The organism is Kluyvera fluvialis (assembly GCF_059725275.1).
The window spans coordinates 2,765,519-2,783,994 of the sequence record NZ_AP046142.1 but is presented as its reverse complement, the minus strand read 5'-3'; the positions used below and the strand labels follow the sequence as shown (position 1 = coordinate 2,783,994).

The following is an 18,476-nucleotide window of genomic DNA, read 5'->3' as shown; positions in this document are numbered from 1 at the left end:
AATTTAGTTACAACATACTTTTTATTTAACTCATGTTGCGAACACCGTGCCCGTGTGGGTTTAGCAGGGAGGTAAAAGTATCTACCCCTTAATACCAGTGCGGTGGTTTTTAAACGGTGTAAAAATCAAAAACAAATGAAAAAACCTTATTTTACAGACAATTAAAAATCAAAAAATAATACCACCTTGGTGGTATTTGCTGGTTTTTCGGCATTTATTAAGCAAGAGCATCTTGATCGTTATCAATTCCCTACATCTTTCAGCGCGTTACCTTCGTTACAAATTCAGCAATGTCGATTTATCAGAGAGCCGCCAGGCTCCATACAGGAGAGACCTGATGAGTAAATTCCTGGACCGGTTTCGTTACTTTAAACAAAAGGGCGAAACATTTGCCGATGGGCACGGACAGACTTTAAATACCAACCGGGATTGGGAAGATGGTTACCGCCAGCGCTGGCAGCATGACAAAGTGGTTCGTTCAACGCACGGCGTGAACTGCACCGGTTCTTGCAGCTGGAAAATTTATGTCAAAAATGGCCTCGTCACCTGGGAAACCCAGCAGACCGACTATCCGCGTACTCGTCCAGATATGCCGAACCACGAACCTCGCGGCTGCCCTCGTGGTGCGAGCTACTCCTGGTATCTCTATAGCGCCAACCGTCTGAAATATCCGCTGATGCGTAAACGCCTGATGAAAATGTGGCGTGACGCGAAAAAACTGCACAGCGATCCGGTTGATGCGTGGGCATCCATCATTGAAGATGCCGATAAAGCAAAAAGTTTCAAACAAGCGCGTGGGCGCGGTGGTTTCGTTCGCTCCTCCTGGCAGGAAGTGAATGAGCTGATTGCTGCTTCCAACGTTTATACCGTGAAAAACTACGGCCCAGACCGTGTCGCTGGCTTCTCGCCAATTCCGGCGATGTCGATGGTTTCCTACGCTTCCGGTGCGCGTTACCTGTCGCTTATCGGCGGTACTTGCCTGAGCTTCTATGACTGGTACTGCGATTTACCTCCTGCATCGCCGCAGACTTGGGGGGAGCAGACCGACGTTCCAGAATCTGCCGACTGGTACAACTCCAGCTACATCATCGCCTGGGGTTCCAACGTACCGCAGACCCGTACCCCGGATGCGCACTTCTTTACCGAAGTTCGTTATAAAGGGACTAAAACCGTTGCTATCACCCCGGACTACGCCGAAATCGCCAAACTGTGCGACCTGTGGCTGGCTCCTAAGCAGGGGACTGATGCGGCAATGGCGCTGGCGATGGGTCACGTTATGCTGCGTGAATTCCACCTCGACAAACCGAGCCAGTACTTCACCGACTACGTTCGCCGTTACACCGACATGCCGATGCTGGTCATGCTGGAAGAACGCGACGGTTACTACGCGGCAGGCCGTATGCTGCGCGCGGCTGATTTGGTTGACGCACTGGGCCAGGAACAAAACCCAGAATGGAAAACAGTCGCCTTTGATGAAAAAGGTGAGATGACTGCGCCGAACGGCTCTATCGGTTTCCGTTGGGGCGACAAAGGTAAGTGGAACCTGGAACAGCGCGATGGCAAAACTGGCGAAGATATTCAGCTGCGCCTTAGCCTGCTGGGTAGCCACGATGAAATCGCTCAGGTTGGTTTCCCATACTTTGGCGGCGACGGCACTGAGCATTTCACCAACGTTGAACTGGAAAACATCCTGCTGCACAAACTGCCGGTAAAACGCCTGCAACTGGCAGACGGTTCCAGCGTACTGGTGACCACCGTTTACGACCTGACCATGGCGAACTACGGCCTGGAACGCGGCCTGAACGATGAAAACTGCGCAACCAGCTACGATGACGTGAAAGCGTATACGCCAGCGTGGGCAGAAAAAATCACCGGTGTTTCCCGTTCGCAGATTGTGCGTATCGCGCGTGAGTTTGCTGATAACGCCGATAAGACGCATGGCCGTTCAATGATTATCGTCGGGGCCGGTCTGAACCACTGGTATCACCTCGATATGAACTACCGTGGCCTGATCAACATGCTGATCTTCTGCGGTTGTATCGGCCAGAGCGGCGGCGGCTGGGCACACTATGTTGGCCAGGAAAAACTGCGCCCGCAAACCGGCTGGCAGCCGCTGGCATTTGCCCTTGACTGGCAGCGCCCGGCGCGCCACATGAACAGCACCTCCTACTTCTATAACCACTCCAGCCAATGGCGCTATGAGTCGGTTACGGCGCAGGAACTGTTGTCACCGCTGGCCGATAAATCTCGTTATACCGGTCACCTGCTGGACTTTAACGTGCGTGCAGAACGCATGGGCTGGCTGCCGTCAGCACCGCAGTTAGGCACTAACCCACTGCGCATCGCCGATGAAGCGAAAAAAGCGGGCATGACACCGGTGGATTACACCGTTAAAGCGCTGAAAGAAGGCTCTATTCGCTTTGCGGCAGAGCAGCCGGAAAACGGTAAAAACCACCCACGCAACCTGTTTATCTGGCGTTCTAACCTGCTGGGCTCCTCCGGTAAAGGTCATGAATACATGCTGAAGTACCTGCTGGGTACTGAGCACGGTATTCAGGGGCTGGATCTGGGCAAACAGGGTGGCGTAAAACCGGAAGAAGTGGAATGGCAGGATAACGGCCTCGACGGCAAGCTGGATCTGGTGGTGACGCTGGACTTCCGTCTGTCGAGCACCTGTCTGTACTCCGATATCGTGCTGCCAACGGCAACCTGGTATGAAAAAGACGACATGAATACCTCGGATATGCATCCGTTTATTCATCCGCTGTCTGCCGCCGTTGACCCTGCATGGGAATCGAAAAGCGACTGGGAAATCTATAAAGGCATCGCGAAGAAATTCTCTGAAGTCTGCGTAGGCCATCTGGGCAAAGAAACCGACGTGGTGACGCTGCCAATCCAGCACGACTCCGCCGCTGAACTGGCGCAGCCGTTAGACGTTAAAGACTGGAAAAAAGGCGAATGCGACCTGATCCCAGGGAAAACCGCGCCGCACATTATTCCCGTTGAGCGTGATTACCCGGCAACTTACGAACGCTTTACCTCCATCGGCCCATTGATGGAAAAAATCGGTAACGGCGGTAAAGGGATTGCCTGGAATACCCAGAGTGAAATGGATCTGCTGCGTAAGCTCAATTACACCAAAGCGGAAGGCCCGGCCAAAGGCCAGCCAATGCTGGACACGGCGATTGATGCCGCAGAGATGATCCTGACCCTCGCGCCAGAAACTAACGGCCAGGTAGCAGTGAAAGCCTGGGCGGCGCTGAGCGAGTTTACCGGTCGTGACCATACGCATCTGGCGCTGAATAAAGAAGACGAGAAAATTCGCTTCCGTGATATTCAGGCGCAGCCACGCAAGATTATCTCCAGCCCAACGTGGTCTGGCCTGGAAGATGAGCACGTGTCTTATAACGCCGGTTACACCAACGTTCACGAGCTGATTCCTTGGCGTACGCTCACTGGCCGTCAGCAGCTGTATCAGGATCACCAGTGGATGCGTGATTTCGGTGAAAGCCTGCTGGTTTACCGTCCACCGATCGACACCCGTTCGGTGAAAGAGGTGATGGGCCAGAAGTCTAACGGCAACCCAGAAAAAGCGTTGAACTTCCTGACGCCGCACCAGAAGTGGGGGATTCACTCTACTTACAGCGACAACCTGCTGATGCTGACGTTAGGTCGCGGTGGCCCGGTGGTGTGGATGAGCGAAGTGGATGCCAAAGAGATGGGGATCGAAGACAACGACTGGATTGAAGTCTTCAACAACAACGGTGCACTGACTGCACGTGCGGTAGTGAGCCAGCGTGTTCCGGCTGGGATGACCATGATGTACCACGCGCAGGAACGTATCGTGAACCTGCCGGGGTCTGAAATTACCGGTCAGCGCGGCGGTATCCATAACTCGGTAACCCGCATTACGCCAAAACCGACTCATATGATTGGTGGCTATGCGCACTTGGCCTATGGCTTTAACTACTACGGCACCGTCGGTTCAAACCGTGATGAGTTCGTTGTAGTCCGTAAGATGAAGAACATTAACTGGTTGGATGGCGAAGGCAATGACCAGGTACAGGAGAGCGTAAAATGAAAATTCGTTCACAAGTCGGCATGGTGCTGAATCTCGACAAATGCATCGGTTGCCACACCTGCTCGGTCACCTGTAAAAACGTCTGGACCAGCCGTGAAGGCACCGAATACGCCTGGTTCAACAACGTTGAAACCAAACCGGGCGTTGGTTTCCCGAACGACTGGGAAAACCAGGAGAAATGGAAGGGCGGTTGGATTCGTAAAATCAACGGCAAACTGCAGCCGCGCATGGGTAACCGTGCGATGCTGCTGGGTAAAATCTTCGCGAACCCGCATCTGCCGGGTATCGAAGACTACTACGAGCCGTTTGATTTCGATTACCAGACGCTGCACACCGCACCGGAAGGCAGCAAGGCTCAGCCGATTGCCCGTCCTCGCTCGCTGATTACCGGCAAGCGTATGGATAAAATCACCCAGGGACCAAACTGGGAAGATGACCTGGGCGGCGAGTTCGAGAAGCTGGCGAAAGACCAAAACTTCGAGAACATGCAGAAGGCGATGTACGGCCAGTTCGAAAACACCTTCATGATGTATCTGCCGCGCCTGTGCGAGCACTGCCTCAACCCGGCGTGCGTAGCAACGTGCCCGAGTGGTGCGATTTACAAGCGTGAAGAAGACGGTATCGTCCTGATCGATCAGGATAAATGCCGTGGCTGGCGTATGTGTATCACCGGTTGCCCGTACAAAAAAATCTACTTCAACTGGAAAAGCGGTAAGTCCGAGAAGTGCATTTTCTGCTACCCGCGTATTGAATCCGGGATGCCGACCGTGTGCTCCGAAACCTGCGTGGGCCGTATCCGTTACCTCGGCGTACTGCTGTATGACGCGGATGCAATCGAAAACGCAGCGAGCACCGAAAACGAGAAAGATCTGTATCAGCGCCAGCTGGATGTGTTCCTCGACCCGAACGATCCAAAAGTGATTGAGCAGGCGCAGAAAGACGGTATTCCGCTGAGCGTTATCGATGCGGCACAGAAATCGCCGGTTTATAAAATGGCGATGGACTGGAAGCTGGCGCTGCCGTTGCATCCAGAATACCGCACGTTGCCGATGGTTTGGTACGTGCCGCCGTTGTCTCCAATTCAGTCCGCTGCGGATGCGGGTGAACTGGGCAGCAACGGTATCCTGCCGGACGTTGAAAGCCTGCGTATTCCGGTTCAGTACCTGGCAAACCTGCTGACCGCAGGTGACACCCAGCCGGTGATTCTGGCGCTGAAACGTATGCTGGCGATGCGTCACTTCAAACGTACCGAAACCGTTGAGGGGGTTATTGATACCCGCGCGCTGGAAGAGGTAGGTTTAACTGAAGCGCAAGCGCAGGAAATGTACCGTTACCTGGCGATTGCTAACTACGAAGACCGTTTCGTTGTGCCAAGCAGCCACCGTGAGCAGGCGCGTGACGCATTCCCAGAGAAAAATGGCTGTGGATTTAGCTTCGGTGATGGTTGCCACGGTTCTGACTCCTCGTTCAACCTGTTCAACAGCCGCCGCATTGATGCGGTGGATGTAACCAGCAAAACGGAGCCGCACGCATGATTGAACTCATGGTTGTGTCACGTCTTCTGGAGTACCCGGATGCTGCCTTGTGGCAGCATCAAGGCGAACTCTTTGACGTTCTGGCCTCATCAGAAAAACTGGAAAAAGCGGATGCCCAGGCTCTGGGCGTCTTCCTGCGCGATTTAACCGCGCAGGATCTGCTGGACGCCCAGGCGGCGTACAGCGAGCTGTTTGATCGTGGACGCGCGACGTCGCTGCTGCTGTTTGAACACGTACACGGTGAATCTCGTGACCGTGGGCAAGCAATGGTGGATTTGCTGAACCAGTATGAGCAGCACGGCCTTGAGCTGGATAGCCGCGAGCTGCCGGATCACCTGCCGCTGTATCTGGAGTATCTGGCGCAGTTGCCGGAAAGCGAAGCAATTGGTGGTTTGCAGGACATCGCGCCGATTCTGGCACTGCTGTGCGCTCGTCTGCAACAGCGTGAAAGCCGTTACGCGGTGCTGTTCGAACAACTGCTGAAGCTGGCAAACAGCGCAGTAGATGAGGCCAAAGTGGCAGAAAAAATCGCCGATGAAGCCCGTGATGATACACCGCAGGCGCTGGACGCGGTGTGGGAAGAAGAACAGGTGAAATTCTTTGCCGACCAGGGCTGTGGTGAATCGGAAATTACCAATCACCAGCGTCGTTTTGCTGGAGCCGTGGCCCCGCAATATTTGAATATCTCTAACGGAGGACAGCAATAATGCACTTCCTAAATATGTTCTTCTTTGACATCTATCCCTACATCGCGGGTGCGGTGTTCCTGATTGGTAGCTGGCTGCGTTATGACTACGGCCAGTACACCTGGCGTGCGGCATCCAGCCAGATGTTGGATCGCAAAGGGATGAACCTGGCGTCTAACCTGTTCCATATCGGGATTCTGGGTATTTTCGCTGGTCACTTCCTCGGGATGCTGACGCCGCACTGGATGTATGAAGCGTGGCTGCCGATTGAAGTGAAGCAGAAGATGGCGATGTTTGCCGGTGGCGCGAGTGGTGTACTGTGCCTGATTGGCGGTGTGCTGCTACTGAAACGCCGTCTGTTTAGCCCGCGAGTGCGTGCAACGACAACCGGAGCTGACATCCTGATTCTGACGCTGCTGGTTGTTCAGTGTGCGCTGGGTCTGCTGACGATTCCGTTCTCGGCGCAGCATATGGACGGTAGTGAGATGATGAAACTGGTCGGTTGGGCGCAGTCGGTGGTGACCTTCCACGGTGGCGCATCCGAGCATCTCGATGGCGTAGCGTTTATTTTCCGCCTGCACATCGTTCTGGGGATGACATTATTCCTGCTGTTCCCATTCTCGCGTCTGGTGCACATCTGGAGCGTGCCAATCGAATATTTGACTCGCAAATACCAGATTGTTCGCGCGCGTCATTAATAGACGATGGTGTTGATAAAAACCCTGCTTCGGTGGGGTTTTTTTATGAGCGAATGGAAAAACAACCGGTCACGACGTTGGGTTTACTCGACGTTATTTGTTACAGCAAAGCGGTGAGGTCAGATATGGTAAAGCCCTGGCGCGAGGCGAATGCAGCGTAATACCGTGCGGGCTGTGTGTCGGATGGCGCTGCGCTTATCCGACCTACAGAATCGAACCTTAGTCGAAGCTTCTCATCCTTCCCGTATGGGCAGAATATGGAGGAGATGTATTTTGCTTTAATTAGGGGTGCTTCAGGAAGTGATGGTGGTGGGGGAAGGATTCGAACCTTCGAAGTCGATGACGGCAGATTTACAGTCTGCTCCCTTTGGCCGCTCGGGAACCCCACCAGGGGTAATTCATATTGTAGGTAAAGCTTGAAGATGGTGGTGGGGGAAGGATTCGAACCTTCGAAGTCGATGACGGCAGATTTACAGTCTGCTCCCTTTGGCCGCTCGGGAACCCCACCACGGGGTAATGCTAGTTACTACTGGCCCGCTTCCTTCTCGGGAAGCGGGGCGCATCATACCAAATGACGCGCCGCTGTAAAGCATTCGTTTGTCGAAAATGAACTGTTTGCGTACTTTTCATCCGTAACGGATTAAAGCTAATCAATTCATTTCGCTAGTGATTAAAGAATAATCGTACGGTTGCCGTATACAAACACACGCTGAGCCAGAACTTGATACAGCGCGCGGCTCAATACGTTCTTCTCAACGTCTCGTCCGGCACGCATCATATCTTCAGCCGTATAGGTGTGATCGACATGAATAACGTCCTGCATGATGATTGGGCCTTCATCTAGGTTGTCGTTAACGTAGTGCGCGGTTGCGCCAACAATTTTCACGCCACGCTCGTAGGCCTGGTGATATGGACGCGCGCCGATAAACGCAGGCAGGAATGAATGGTGAATATTGATGATTTTATTCGGGAAGCGAGAAACAAACTCTGGCGTCAGCACTCGCATATATTTTGCCAGTACAACGTAATCAGGATCATGAGCCTCGATAGCATCCGCCATCAGTTTGTCGTGATCTTCACGCGCCAGGCCTTCATGGCTCACTAACTGGAACGGAATACCAAAACGTTCGACCAGTGAACGCAGCGTGTCGTGGTTCCCGATGACGGCCGCGATTTCTACATCCAAACCGCCATAATTCGCTTTCATCAGCAAATCACCCAGGCAGTGCGCCTCTTTGGTGACCAGAATGACGATACGACGACGCCCGGCAGGATTCAGCTCACGGATTGAGCCTTCCGGCAGCGCGCTGTCTAAATCCGCCAGCAGGGTAGAGTCGTTGAAAATCCCTTCCAGTTCGGTACGCATGAAAAAACGCCCTGTACGGTGATCAACAAACTCGTTGTTCTGCACGATATTCAGTTCGTGCTTGTAACAAATGTTGGTGATGCGCGCGATCAGGCCTTTTTGGTCAGGGCAGATGGTGCGCAGAACTTTTCGTTGAATGGAATGCATTGCCGGGTAAATCCTGTTGATGATGTTTGCGAAGCTGTTACGGGCTTATTGCCCACAGCATTTTTTAAATTTTTTCCCAGAGCCGCAAGGGCAGGGATCGTTTCGACCAATTACTGGTCGTGTGCCGTCGATATAGTACCATTGGTCGTTTTCTTTTAAGAATCGTGAACGCTCAATGATGGCTCCGTTCTTGTTATTTTCATGAAAACGAGCGACAAAGCTAACAAAGCCTTCGTGGGTATTTTGGCCTTCTTCAGTGGCGAAAACGGTCAGCCCTAACCATTGGGTATGGGCAAACCCCTTCTGAATCTCGTCACGAAAAGCGCCTGCCTGACATGACGGATGCCAGGTTTTTAGTAAATAATCAGCATCCTTCCTGACGAAGGCACAATAGCGAGAGCGCATGAGGTGCGACGGGCTCGGAGCACGTTCGTTGCCAGACAGATAACGCTGGCAACATAGGCTATACTCGAGAGCGCTGCCACAAGGGCAAAGTTCTGACAAAACAGTCTCCCTGAATCGACATATTAATGGCGATGTAACGCCTGATAGCACTATGTTAACCGAGCGTTGGCAATGATGCCACGCCATAAACAAGAGGATATCCATCGGTCACAATGAGAAAAATTAAAATTGGCCTGGCGCTAGGATCAGGGGCGGCGCGAGGCTGGTCGCATATTGGCGTTATTAAAGCGCTCCAGAAGATGGGAATCGAGATAGATATTGTCGCAGGGTGTTCTATTGGTTCACTGGTGGGGGCTGCGTATGCCAGTAACCGCCTCCCTGCGCTGGAGGAATGGGTTTGCTCATTCAGTTATTGGGACGTTCTGCGGTTGATGGATTTATCCTGGCGCCGTGGCGGCTTGCTGCGCGGTGAGCGGGTGTTTAATCACTATCGGCAGATCATGCCAAATGAAGTGATTGAACAGTGTGAGCGCCGTTTCGCGGCGGTGGCGACCAACCTCAGTACCGGGCGCGAACTGTGGTTTACTGAAGGGGATTTGCATATGGCGGTACGCGCCTCATGCAGCATTCCTGGGCTGATGGCACCGGTTTTACATAATGGTTACTGGCTAGTTGATGGCGCAGTGGTTAATCCGGTACCGGTTTCGTTAACGCGCGCGCTGGGTGCTGACATTGTTATTGCTGTCGATTTGCAACATGACGCACATCTTATGCAGCAGGATCTCCTGTCGGTAAATATTCAGCCTGATGCAGAGATGAATGGAACGCCAGATGAGCTATCATGGCATGAGCGTCTCCGTGCCCGGTTGGGCCGAGTGGCTACACGTCGTTCGGTGGTTGCACCGACGGCGATGGAAATCATGACCACCTCGATACAAGTTCTGGAGAATCGGCTTAAACGTAATCGAATGGCGGGTGACCCGCCGGATATTTTGTTGCAGCCATTCTGTCCCGAAATTTCGACTCTGGATTTTCATCGAGCTTCATCTGCGATAGCCGCGGGCCAACAAGCGGTTGAAAAAAAGATAGATGAGCTTTTGCCTTTAGTGTCCAGTTCAACTTAAAGCATTTTTTTCGACTACTTCAGTAAAATCTGAAAGGCGATTATCACAATAGCATGCCACTATTTACTTATCGTCTGGCAGGGGAGATATCATGACGCAGCCGTTAGCGGGAAAACAGATTTTGATTGTCGAAGACGAACCCGTTTTCCGCTCTCTTATGGATTCATGGCTTTCGTCACTCGGTGCGCGCACGCTTTTGGCTCAAGATGGCGTCGATGCGCTGACGCAAATGGAAGGTCAGAAGCCTGATCTGATGATCTGTGACCTCGCCATGCCGCGCATGAACGGCCTGCAGTTGGTTGAACACCTGCGTAATGCAGGTGACACATTGCCAATCCTGATTATCTCTGCGACTGAAAATATGGCTGATATAGCCAAAGCACTACGCCTTGGTGTACAGGACGTATTATTAAAACCCGTTAAAGACTTAAACCGTCTGCGGGAAACGGTGCTGGCCTGTCTCTATCCCAATATGTTTAATTCGCGCGTCGAAGAAGAAGAGCGTTTATTCGAAGACTGGGATGCGTTGGTTAACAACCCGGCCGCTGCTGCCAAACTGTTGCAGGAGTTGCAGCCGCCAGTTCAACAAACTATATCGCACTGCCGGATAAACTATCGCCAGTTAATGGCGGTAGATGCACCAGGTCTGGTTTTGGATATCGCGCCATTATCGGAGCATGATTTGGCTTTTTATTGTCTGGATGTTACACGGGCAGGGGATAATGGTGTATTAGCCGCGTTATTGTTGCGTGTATTATTTAACGGCTTGTTACAAGAACAGCTTTCTCATCAGGGACAACGGCTACCAGAATTGGGGAGTCTGTTAAAACAGGTTAATCAACTGCTACGACAGGCAAACCTTCCGGGCCAGTTTCCATTGCTCGTTGGTTATTATCACAGCGGCTTAAAAAATCTAATCCTGGTATCGGCGGGGCTGAACGGTGCGTTAAATACCGGTGAGCATCAAATCCAAATAAGTAATGGTGTTCCGCTAGGAACGTTGGGTAGCGCTTATCTTAATCAAATAAGCCAGCGTTGCACTTCCTGGCAGTGTCAGATTTGGGGAAACGGCGGTCGTCTACGCTTGATGTTGTCTGCGGAATGAGCAAACGCATTTTTTTATTGGGATAGCTTTAACCGCTTCTTGATGGTGGTGATACTATTTAGCAAATTGATGTGGATATACTCGTCATACTTCAGCGTGCTGGTGCGTTGGTTTGATCCATTATCTTCGATGATACGCTAAAACAAGGTGTCCGGGTTTATGGTAAGCGCTCCTCCTTCTGCTCGACTTCGCCGGGTATAACTCTTAATTCGATGTCTTCGCGTTTTTCAGAACTGCCCTATATGGCAGTAATGATATACTCGACGCGTAATTAATTAACGAGCAAGTTCAAAGTTTGAACAGTTCAGGAGATTTGAATGGCTGCCCCAAATTCGAAAGTAAGAAAGGCCGTTATCCCGGTTGCGGGATTAGGTACAAGGATGTTGCCTGCCACAAAAGCAATTCCTAAGGAAATGCTGCCGCTGGTAGATAAGCCTTTAATTCAGTATGTCGTGAACGAGTGTATTGCTGCGGGCATTACTGAAATTGTACTGGTGACCCATTCTTCTAAGAATTCCATCGAAAACCATTTTGATACCAGTTTTGAGCTTGAAGCCATGCTGGAGAAGCGCGTTAAACGTCAGCTTCTGGAAGAAGTGCAGGCTATTTGTCCACCGCACGTTACTATCATGCAGATTCGTCAGGGTCTGGCGAAAGGGCTGGGCCATGCAGTGCTGTGCGCGCATCCGGTGGTGGGCGATGAGCCAGTCGCGGTTATCCTGCCGGACGTTATTCTGGATGAGTATGAGTCCGACCTGAGCCGTGATAACCTGGCTGATATGATTGCTCGTTTCGATGAAACCGGTGCCAGCCAGATAATGGTTGAACCTGTTGCCGATGTAACGGCATATGGCGTGGTTGACTGCAAAGGCGCAACCTTAAATCCAGGCGACAGCGTGCCAATGGTTGGTGTTGTTGAGAAGCCGAAGGCAGACGTGGCGCCGTCTAACCTGGCCGTGGTTGGTCGTTATGTTCTGAGCGCGGAAATCTGGCCTCTGCTGGCGAAAACGCCTCCGGGAGCAGGTGACGAAATTCAGTTAACCGATGCCATTGATATGCTTATCGAGAAAGAAACCGTTGAAGCGTATCACATGAAAGGCAAAAGCCATGACTGCGGTAATAAACTGGGTTATATGCAGGCATTCGTTGAATATGGCATCCGCCACAATACGCTGGGCGCTGATTTCAAATCTTGGCTGCAAGACACGCTGGGTATCGCTAAGTAATTTAGCCGCTGTTGCTGAAAACCGGGGAAACCCGGTTTTTTTATATCTCAATAACACGAACGGATAAAAAGCGAACGTTTGTCTACGTTGGCGTTATCAGCAAAGCGTGAATTTTGGATATAAAAAATCCCGCCGTAGCGGGATTTTTATAAAGCGTAAGGATTAGTCCTTGATCAGGAAATCGTCCAGGGATTTACCCTGTTCGTCCATCGCTTTTTTGATTACTGCTGGAGTACGGCCTTGGCCAGTCCAGGTTTTGGTTTCGCCGTTTTCATCAACGTAGCTATATTTAGCCGGACGTGCAGCGCGTTTAGCTTTGGTGCCAGTTTTAGCGGCAGCCATGCTATTCAGCAGTTCGTTCGGATCAATTCCGTCAGCAATCAGCATTTCACGATATTGTTGCAGTTTACGAGTGCGCTCTTCGATTTCAGCAGCAGCCGCGTTTTCTTCTTCGCGACGTTCGTTAACAACAACTTCTAATTTTTCCAGCATTTCTTCAAGCGTTTCAAGGGTGCATTCTCTTGCCTGCGCACGAAGAGTACGGATGTTGTTCAAAATTTTAAGTGCTTCGCTCATTGTAGTAATCTCAAACTTATATTGGGGTGGTTTGTTGAAGTAATAATAGTGCGATAAAATCAGTTGTGCAATAGGAAAGAATGTAAGGAATTCAAAATAACGTGTTATTTAGTGCTGTTATTAATATGTATAAGTTAAATTGCTGACGGTCATACTCATCCAGTTCTCGCTTATTGTAAGGTTGTGATACGAGATAACACAGGGGAGGGGCGCTGTGTTTTTACGCATAAATATACTTCGTATGGATAAATATCAACCTTATGTATTAGCGAGCCAGTATCCGTTTGTGCAGTGTTTTATCATCGCTCTTGAGTTCCGTTCCCCAATCACGTTGCGGCCTGACGGGGTTTTGCTGGCGATAAGCTTTACCGCCACATGGCTATTTGTCTGAGTTGAGGTGTGGATAAATAGGATGGCGCGGGAAAAAACTGTTCAGACTGTACTGCGGCAATACAACGGTAAGGCCATAGTTATGACAATGTTATTTCTGAGGCGTCGATTAATTTACAGATATCCACATTTCCCCATCGCGCGGTGGAAATTGTCATTGGTTACACATTCTTAATGTGGACTCATTAATCTTTTCAACTATTAATCTGGCTATCTATTTTTCACTAGTGCGATACCTTAACGTATCCGCTAACAGAAACGGGTAAGCTAAATACTCTAGGCTTATGATGATGTTACCATCCTCAATACAAAAAATATGCGTAGGTCTCGGCCAGGGGATGACGTATTGTTTATTATCGCTAATGTTGTACAGGATCAACCCCCGTGATACGGGCTTCCTGGTGGTGTGAGCCAAAACACAATGGCAGGATGACGCAGGAGCCTGGGGATAAAATATGGTACACTGCGCACCGTTTAAAAAACGCATTGATTAGGATTTCTCAGCCAATGGCACAACTTTATTTCTACTACTCAGCAATGAATGCTGGGAAGTCGACGGCATTGTTACAGTCGTCATACAACTACCAGGAACGCGGTATGCGAACTCTCGTTTATACCGCTGAAATAGACGATCGCTTTGGTGCGGGTAAAGTCAGCTCGCGAATTGGTCTTTCTTCGCCCGCCAAGCTGTTTAACCAAAGCAGCAATCTGTTTAACGAAATTAATGTAGAGAACGCCCGTGAGGCGATTAATTGCGTACTGGTAGATGAATGCCAGTTCCTGACGCGAGAACAGGTGTACGCGCTTTCTGATGTGGTTGATAACCTGGATATCCCGGTACTGTGCTATGGGCTGAGAACGGATTTCCGTGGTGAGTTATTTACCGGTAGCCAGTATTTGCTGGCACTGTCCGACAAACTGGTGGAATTAAAAACGATTTGCTTCTGTGGTCGGAAGGCCAGTATGGTGCTGCGCCTCGATCAGGAAGGACGGCCGTATAACGAAGGCGCGCAGGTGGTTATTGGCGGCAACGAGCGGTATGTATCTGTATGTCGTAAACACTATAAAGAAGCGCTGGAAACAGGTTCTCTGGCGATTATCCAGGACAGTCATCGTAACACCTGCCATCATCGTTAATCCTCGCCAGGTGCGTCTCCTGTTCCTTTTGGTTGGGGTAGGGGGTTAACGCTTCGTTTCCCGTCTTATTCAGCATAAAAAAAGCCCCATCATCGATGGGGCTTGTTCTTTTTGCTTTTCAGCGAGACGTTAGCAAATTATTTCTTTGCTTTCTTCTCAGCTTTAGCGGGTGCCGCTTCTTTCTTCACTTCAACTTCGCCTTCGTTGTACTCACGTCCGTAGAAGGTATCCAACAGGATTTGTTTCAGTTCAGCAATCAGTGGGTAACGCGGGTTAGCGCCAGTGCACTGGTCGTCAAACGCGTCTTCAGACAGTTTGTCAACGTGTGCCAGGAAGTCAGCTTCCTGAACGCCAGCTTCACGGATAGACTTAGGAATACCCAGTTCAGCTTTGATTTCATCCAACCAACCCAGCAGTTTTTCAATTTTAGCTGCGGTGCGGTCGCCCGGTGCAGACAGACCCAGGTGGTCAGCGATTTCAGCGTAACGACGGCGTGCTTGCGGACGGTCGTACTGGCTGAATGCAGTCTGTTTAGTTGGGTTGTCGTTCGCGTTATAACGAATAACGTTGCTGATCAGCAGGGCGTTCGCCAGACCGTGAGGAATGTGGAACTGAGAACCCAGTTTGTGCGCCATAGAGTGACATACACCCAGGAAGGCGTTCGCAAACGCGATGCCTGCAATGGTTGCTGCACTGTGAACGCGCTCACGTGCTACTGGGTTTTTAGACCCTTCATGGTAAGACGCTGGCAGGTTTTCTTTCAGCAGTTTCAGCGCTTGCAGAGCCTGACCATCAGAGAACTCAGACGCCAGTACAGAAACGTAGGCTTCCAGAGCGTGAGTCACCGCATCCAGACCACCGAATGCACACAGGGACTTCGGCATATCCATCACCAGGTTGGCGTCAACAATCGCCATGTCTGGAGTCAGTGCGTAGTCTGCCAGTGGGTATTTCTGACCAGTTGCGTCGTCAGTTACTACGGCGAATGGCGTAACTTCAGAACCCGTACCGGAAGTGGTGGTGACGGCGATCATTTTCGCTTTTACGCCCATTTTCGGGAACTTGTAGATACGTTTACGGATATCCATAAAGCGCAGTGCCAGTTCTTCGAAGTGCGTTTCTGGGTGTTCGTACATAACCCACATGATTTTCGCCGCATCCATCGGGGAACCACCGCCCAGTGCGATAATCACATCTGGTTTGAAGGAGTTAGCCAGTTCTGCACCTTTACGAACAACGGACAGAGTTGGGTCTGCTTCGACTTCAAAGAACACTTCAGTTTCAACGCCAGCCGCTTTCAGCACAGAGGTGATCTGGTCTGCGTAACCGTTGTTGAACAGGAAGCGGTCAGTCACGATGAGCGCACGTTTGTGACCGTCGGTAACCACTTCATCCAGCGCGATTGGCAGAGAGCCACGGCGGAAGTAGATAGATTTCGGAAGTTTGTGCCACAACATGTTTTCAGCTCGCTTAGCAACGGTTTTCTTGTTGATCAGGTGTTTTGGACCAACGTTTTCAGAGATGGAGTTACCACCCCAGGAACCACAACCCAGAGTCAGGGAAGGCGCGAGTTTGAAGTTATACAGGTCACCGATACCACCCTGAGAAGCTGGGGTGTTGATCAGGATACGTGCGGTTTTCATCATCTGACCGAAGTGAGCGACGCGTTCCGGCTGGTTATCCTGGTCGGTGTACAGGCAAGAGGTATGACCGATACCACCCATAGCAACCAGTTTTTCTGCTTTCTGTACCGCGTCTTCGAAATCTTTCGCACGGTACATCGCCAGAGTCGGGGACAGTTTTTCGTGTGCGAATGGTTCGCTTTCGTCAACAACTTTAACTTCACCAATCAGAATTTTGGTGGTAGCCGGTACGGAGAAACCTGCAAGTTCAGCGATTTTGTATGCTGGCTGACCAACGATTGCTGCGTTCAGAGCGCCATTTTTCAGGATGATGTCCTGAACGGCTTTCAGCTCTTTGCCTTGCAGCATGTAGCCGCCGTGGCTTGCAAAACGTTCGCGAACTGCATCGTATACGGAATCAACAACAACAACAGACTGCTCAGAAGCACAGATTACGCCGTTATCGAAGGTTTTAGACATCAGTACAGAAGCGACGGCACGTTTGATATCTGCGGTTTCGTCGATAACTACCGGGGTGTTACCTGCGCCCACGCCGATTGCTGGTTTACCGGAGCTGTACGCGGCTTTAACCATGCCTGGACCACCGGTCGCGAGGATCAGGTTGATGTCCGGGTGGTGCATCAGCGCGTTAGACAGTTCGACAGACGGTTGATCGATCCAGCCGATCAGATCTTTTGGTGCACCAGCAGCGATAGCCGCTTGCAGAACGATATCCGCAGCTTTGTTGGTGGCATCTTTCGCACGTGGGTGCGGAGAGAAGATGATAGCGTTACGCGTCTTCAGGCTGATCAGCGATTTGAAAATAGCGGTAGAAGTCGGGTTAGTGGTTGGTACGATACCGCAGATGATGCCGATCGGTTCAGCGATGGTGATGGTACCGAAAGTATGGTCTTCAGCCAGAACACCACAGGTTTTTTCATCTTTATAGGCGTTGTAGATATATTCAGACGCGAAGTGGTTTTTGATCACTTTGTCTTCAATAATACCCATGCCGGATTCGGCAACAGCCATTTTTGCGAGAGGGATTCGAGCATCTGCGGCAGCCAGGGCGGCGGCACGGAAGATTTTGTCTACTTGCTCTTGAGTGAAACTGGCATATTCACGCTGGGCTTTTTTTACGCGCTCTACGAGTGCGTTAAGTTCAGCGACATTAGTAACAGCCATAATGCTCTCCTGATAATGTTAAACTTTTTTAGTGAATCATCTGCTCGAAAAGTCAGTATAGACAAATCACTTGCAGCTGGCGAAAAAGCTAAGAAAACAATGTGTTATCCACGAACTGATTCACTGATTTACTAAAAGAGCTTCGATTTAGCCAAGGAGCTTACCTGATAAAGAAGGGCGTTTTTTATGACGCTGACTCTCTTTCGGTGTAAGCAGGTTACCCACTTCTGAGTACGAATTTCATGATCTAAATCAAATTCACGCCAAGCTGACACCTTTCAGCATGGGGCTTTTAGCAAACTGTATGAGCTGTTAATCAATCGTGTGTTATAGGAAGGTAGACATTAGCATAGTTTATACAAATGCATAACACTCTGTTTTATCCCTCTTTTTGTAGATAAATCTAATGAACCTTGCTTATAAAACAGGTATTGTCAGCGCAATTCACGGTTTGCTGTTCGTCAACTACAACTTTTGATGGTGTTACGGGGTCAATGTGATTCAAACGCTGTTTGATTTTCCAATCTTCTTTAAATTCTTTATTGGGCTGTTTGCGCTGGTTAACCCAGTAGGGCTGATCCCCGTATTCATTAGCTTAACGAGCTATCAGACGGCAGTGGTGCGTAACAAAACCAATCTGACGGCGAGCCTGTCGGTGGCGATTATTCTGCTGACTTCACTATTCCTTGGAGATTTCATCCTTCAACTATTTGGTATTTCTATCGACTCCTTCCGTATCGCCGGCGGGATTCTGGTGGTGACCATTGCGATGTCGATGATAAGCGGCAAGCTGGGTGAAGATAAGCAGAATAAGCAGGAGAAATCAGAAACTGCTGTGCGCGAGAGCCTTGGCGTAGTGCCTCTGGCGCTGCCACTTATGGCGGGACCTGGGGCAATCAGCTCGACCATCGTATGGGGCACACGCTATCACTCTCTCTCGTACCTGATCGGTTTTTCGCTGTCTATCGCGCTGTTTGCGGGGTGTTGCTGGGGCATCTTCCGCATTTCACCATGGTTAGTCCGTATGTTAGGTCAAACGGGAATCAACGTCGTGACCCGCATCATGGGTCTGCTATTAATGGCGCTGGGGATTGAATTTATTGTGACGGGTATCAAATCTATCTTCCCTGGTCTGGTGGGATAAATATTTAGACGCGGCAATATGGCATAACCCCTGTTGCCGTCGTTAATAT

13 protein-coding genes and 2 tRNA genes are annotated in these 18,476 nt (G+C 50.6%); 9 read left to right on the top strand and 6 right to left on the bottom strand.

Annotated features, from left to right (window positions below; translation table 11 throughout):
- The first annotated feature begins 337 nt into the window (after nucleotides 1–337).
- From AC6I4B_RS13195 to narI, 4 genes are read left to right on the top strand one after another with little or no spacing between them, the layout of a single operon-like run.
- Nucleotides 338–4,081: a nitrate reductase subunit alpha gene (locus AC6I4B_RS13195; protein WP_497765690.1), complete on the top strand. Its 3,744-nt coding sequence runs from the start codon at nucleotides 338–340 to the stop codon at nucleotides 4,079–4,081.
- Nucleotides 4,078–5,616: a nitrate reductase subunit beta gene (narH, locus tag AC6I4B_RS13190; protein ID WP_497765689.1), complete on the top strand. Its 1,539-nt coding sequence runs from the start codon at nucleotides 4,078–4,080 to the stop codon at nucleotides 5,614–5,616. Before AC6I4B_RS13195 ends, narH begins: the two co-directional genes overlap by 4 nt.
- On the top strand, nucleotides 5,613–6,323 hold the full coding sequence (gene narJ, locus AC6I4B_RS13185; protein ID WP_497765687.1) for a nitrate reductase molybdenum cofactor assembly chaperone: 711 nt from the start codon (nucleotides 5,613–5,615) through the stop codon (nucleotides 6,321–6,323). Before narH ends, narJ begins: the two co-directional genes overlap by 4 nt.
- A complete protein-coding gene (narI, locus tag AC6I4B_RS13180) occupies nucleotides 6,323–7,000 on the top strand; it encodes a respiratory nitrate reductase subunit gamma (protein ID WP_497765686.1) in 678 nt (225 codons plus the stop codon). The genes narJ and narI overlap by 1 nt, the downstream gene beginning before the upstream one ends.
- A 304-nt stretch (nucleotides 7,001–7,304) precedes the next feature.
- Here narI and AC6I4B_RS13175 read toward each other — a convergent pair.
- The 4 genes from AC6I4B_RS13175 to AC6I4B_RS13160 form a co-directional block, all read right to left on the bottom strand.
- A tRNA-Tyr gene (locus AC6I4B_RS13175) sits at nucleotides 7,305–7,389 on the bottom strand.
- Between the two features lie 34 nt (nucleotides 7,390–7,423).
- A tRNA-Tyr gene (locus tag AC6I4B_RS13170) sits at nucleotides 7,424–7,508 on the bottom strand.
- A gap of 162 nt (nucleotides 7,509–7,670) precedes the next feature.
- Nucleotides 7,671–8,513, bottom strand: coding sequence for a formyltetrahydrofolate deformylase (gene purU / locus AC6I4B_RS13165; RefSeq protein WP_497765684.1), 843 nt, complete (start codon nucleotides 8,511–8,513; stop codon nucleotides 7,671–7,673).
- A gap of 45 nt (nucleotides 8,514–8,558) precedes the next feature.
- Nucleotides 8,559–9,017 (bottom strand): YchJ family protein, encoded by a 459-nt coding sequence (locus AC6I4B_RS13160; RefSeq protein WP_497765683.1) that lies wholly within the window; start codon nucleotides 9,015–9,017, stop codon nucleotides 8,559–8,561.
- 113 nt (nucleotides 9,018–9,130) lie between these two features.
- Here AC6I4B_RS13160 and rssA point away from each other — a divergent pair, with 113 nt between their 5' ends.
- From rssA to galU, 3 genes are all read left to right on the top strand, one after another.
- The gene (rssA, locus tag AC6I4B_RS13155; protein WP_497765681.1) at nucleotides 9,131–10,042 is read left to right on the top strand and encodes a patatin-like phospholipase RssA; all 912 of its coding nucleotides are present in this window, start codon (nucleotides 9,131–9,133) and stop codon (nucleotides 10,040–10,042) included.
- Between the two features lie 91 nt (nucleotides 10,043–10,133).
- Nucleotides 10,134–11,147, top strand: a complete 1,014-nt coding sequence (gene rssB, locus AC6I4B_RS13150) for a two-component system response regulator RssB (protein ID WP_497765680.1) — start codon at nucleotides 10,134–10,136, stop codon at nucleotides 11,145–11,147.
- Nucleotides 11,148–11,464: 317 nt separating this feature from the next.
- A complete protein-coding gene (galU, locus tag AC6I4B_RS13145) occupies nucleotides 11,465–12,373 on the top strand; it encodes a UTP--glucose-1-phosphate uridylyltransferase GalU (protein ID WP_497765678.1) in 909 nt (302 codons plus the stop codon).
- A gap of 162 nt (nucleotides 12,374–12,535) precedes the next feature.
- Here galU and hns read toward each other — a convergent pair whose 3' ends face one another.
- Nucleotides 12,536–12,949, bottom strand: a complete 414-nt coding sequence (gene hns, locus AC6I4B_RS13140) for a histone-like nucleoid-structuring protein H-NS (RefSeq protein WP_064545023.1) — start codon at nucleotides 12,947–12,949, stop codon at nucleotides 12,536–12,538.
- Between the two features lie 897 nt (nucleotides 12,950–13,846).
- Here hns and tdk point away from each other — a divergent pair.
- On the top strand, nucleotides 13,847–14,476 hold the full coding sequence (gene tdk, locus AC6I4B_RS13135; protein ID WP_497765677.1) for a thymidine kinase: 630 nt from the start codon (nucleotides 13,847–13,849) through the stop codon (nucleotides 14,474–14,476).
- Nucleotides 14,477–14,613: 137 nt separating this feature from the next.
- Here the strand turns inward: tdk and adhE are convergent, their stop codons facing one another.
- Nucleotides 14,614–17,283 carry a bifunctional acetaldehyde-CoA/alcohol dehydrogenase gene (gene adhE / locus AC6I4B_RS13130; RefSeq protein WP_497765675.1) on the bottom strand — a complete coding sequence of 890 codons (2,670 nt, stop codon included), beginning with the start codon at nucleotides 17,281–17,283 and terminating at the stop codon, nucleotides 14,614–14,616.
- A 496-nt stretch (nucleotides 17,284–17,779) separates the two neighbouring features.
- Here adhE and AC6I4B_RS13125 point away from each other — a divergent pair, with 496 nt between their 5' ends.
- Nucleotides 17,780–18,427 carry a YchE family NAAT transporter gene (locus AC6I4B_RS13125; RefSeq protein ID WP_497765674.1) on the top strand — a complete coding sequence of 216 codons (648 nt, stop codon included), beginning with the start codon at nucleotides 17,780–17,782 and terminating at the stop codon, nucleotides 18,425–18,427.
- Nucleotides 18,428–18,476 lie beyond the last annotated feature (49 nt).

Excerpts from the sequence above, each read along its gene's own strand:
- rssB (WP_497765680.1), top strand. The coding sequence starts at position 10,134 with ATGACGCAGCCGTTAGCGGGAAAACAGATTTTGATTGTCGAAGACGAA.
- AC6I4B_RS13195 (WP_497765690.1), top strand. The coding sequence starts at position 338 with ATGAGTAAATTCCTGGACCGGTTTCGTTACTTTAAACAAAAGGGCGAA.
- narI (WP_497765686.1), top strand. The coding sequence starts at position 6,323 with ATGCACTTCCTAAATATGTTCTTCTTTGACATCTATCCCTACATCGCG.
- rssA (WP_497765681.1), top strand. The coding sequence starts at position 9,131 with ATGAGAAAAATTAAAATTGGCCTGGCGCTAGGATCAGGGGCGGCGCGA.
- hns (WP_064545023.1), bottom strand. The coding sequence starts at position 12,949 with ATGAGCGAAGCACTTAAAATTTTGAACAACATCCGTACTCTTCGTGCG.
- purU (WP_497765684.1), bottom strand. The coding sequence starts at position 8,513 with ATGCATTCCATTCAACGAAAAGTTCTGCGCACCATCTGCCCTGACCAA.
- narH (WP_497765689.1), top strand. The coding sequence starts at position 4,078 with ATGAAAATTCGTTCACAAGTCGGCATGGTGCTGAATCTCGACAAATGC.
- adhE (WP_497765675.1), bottom strand. The coding sequence starts at position 17,283 with ATGGCTGTTACTAATGTCGCTGAACTTAACGCACTCGTAGAGCGCGTA.
- narJ (WP_497765687.1), top strand. The coding sequence starts at position 5,613 with ATGATTGAACTCATGGTTGTGTCACGTCTTCTGGAGTACCCGGATGCT.
- tdk (WP_497765677.1), top strand. The coding sequence starts at position 13,847 with ATGGCACAACTTTATTTCTACTACTCAGCAATGAATGCTGGGAAGTCG.
- galU (WP_497765678.1), top strand. The coding sequence starts at position 11,465 with ATGGCTGCCCCAAATTCGAAAGTAAGAAAGGCCGTTATCCCGGTTGCG.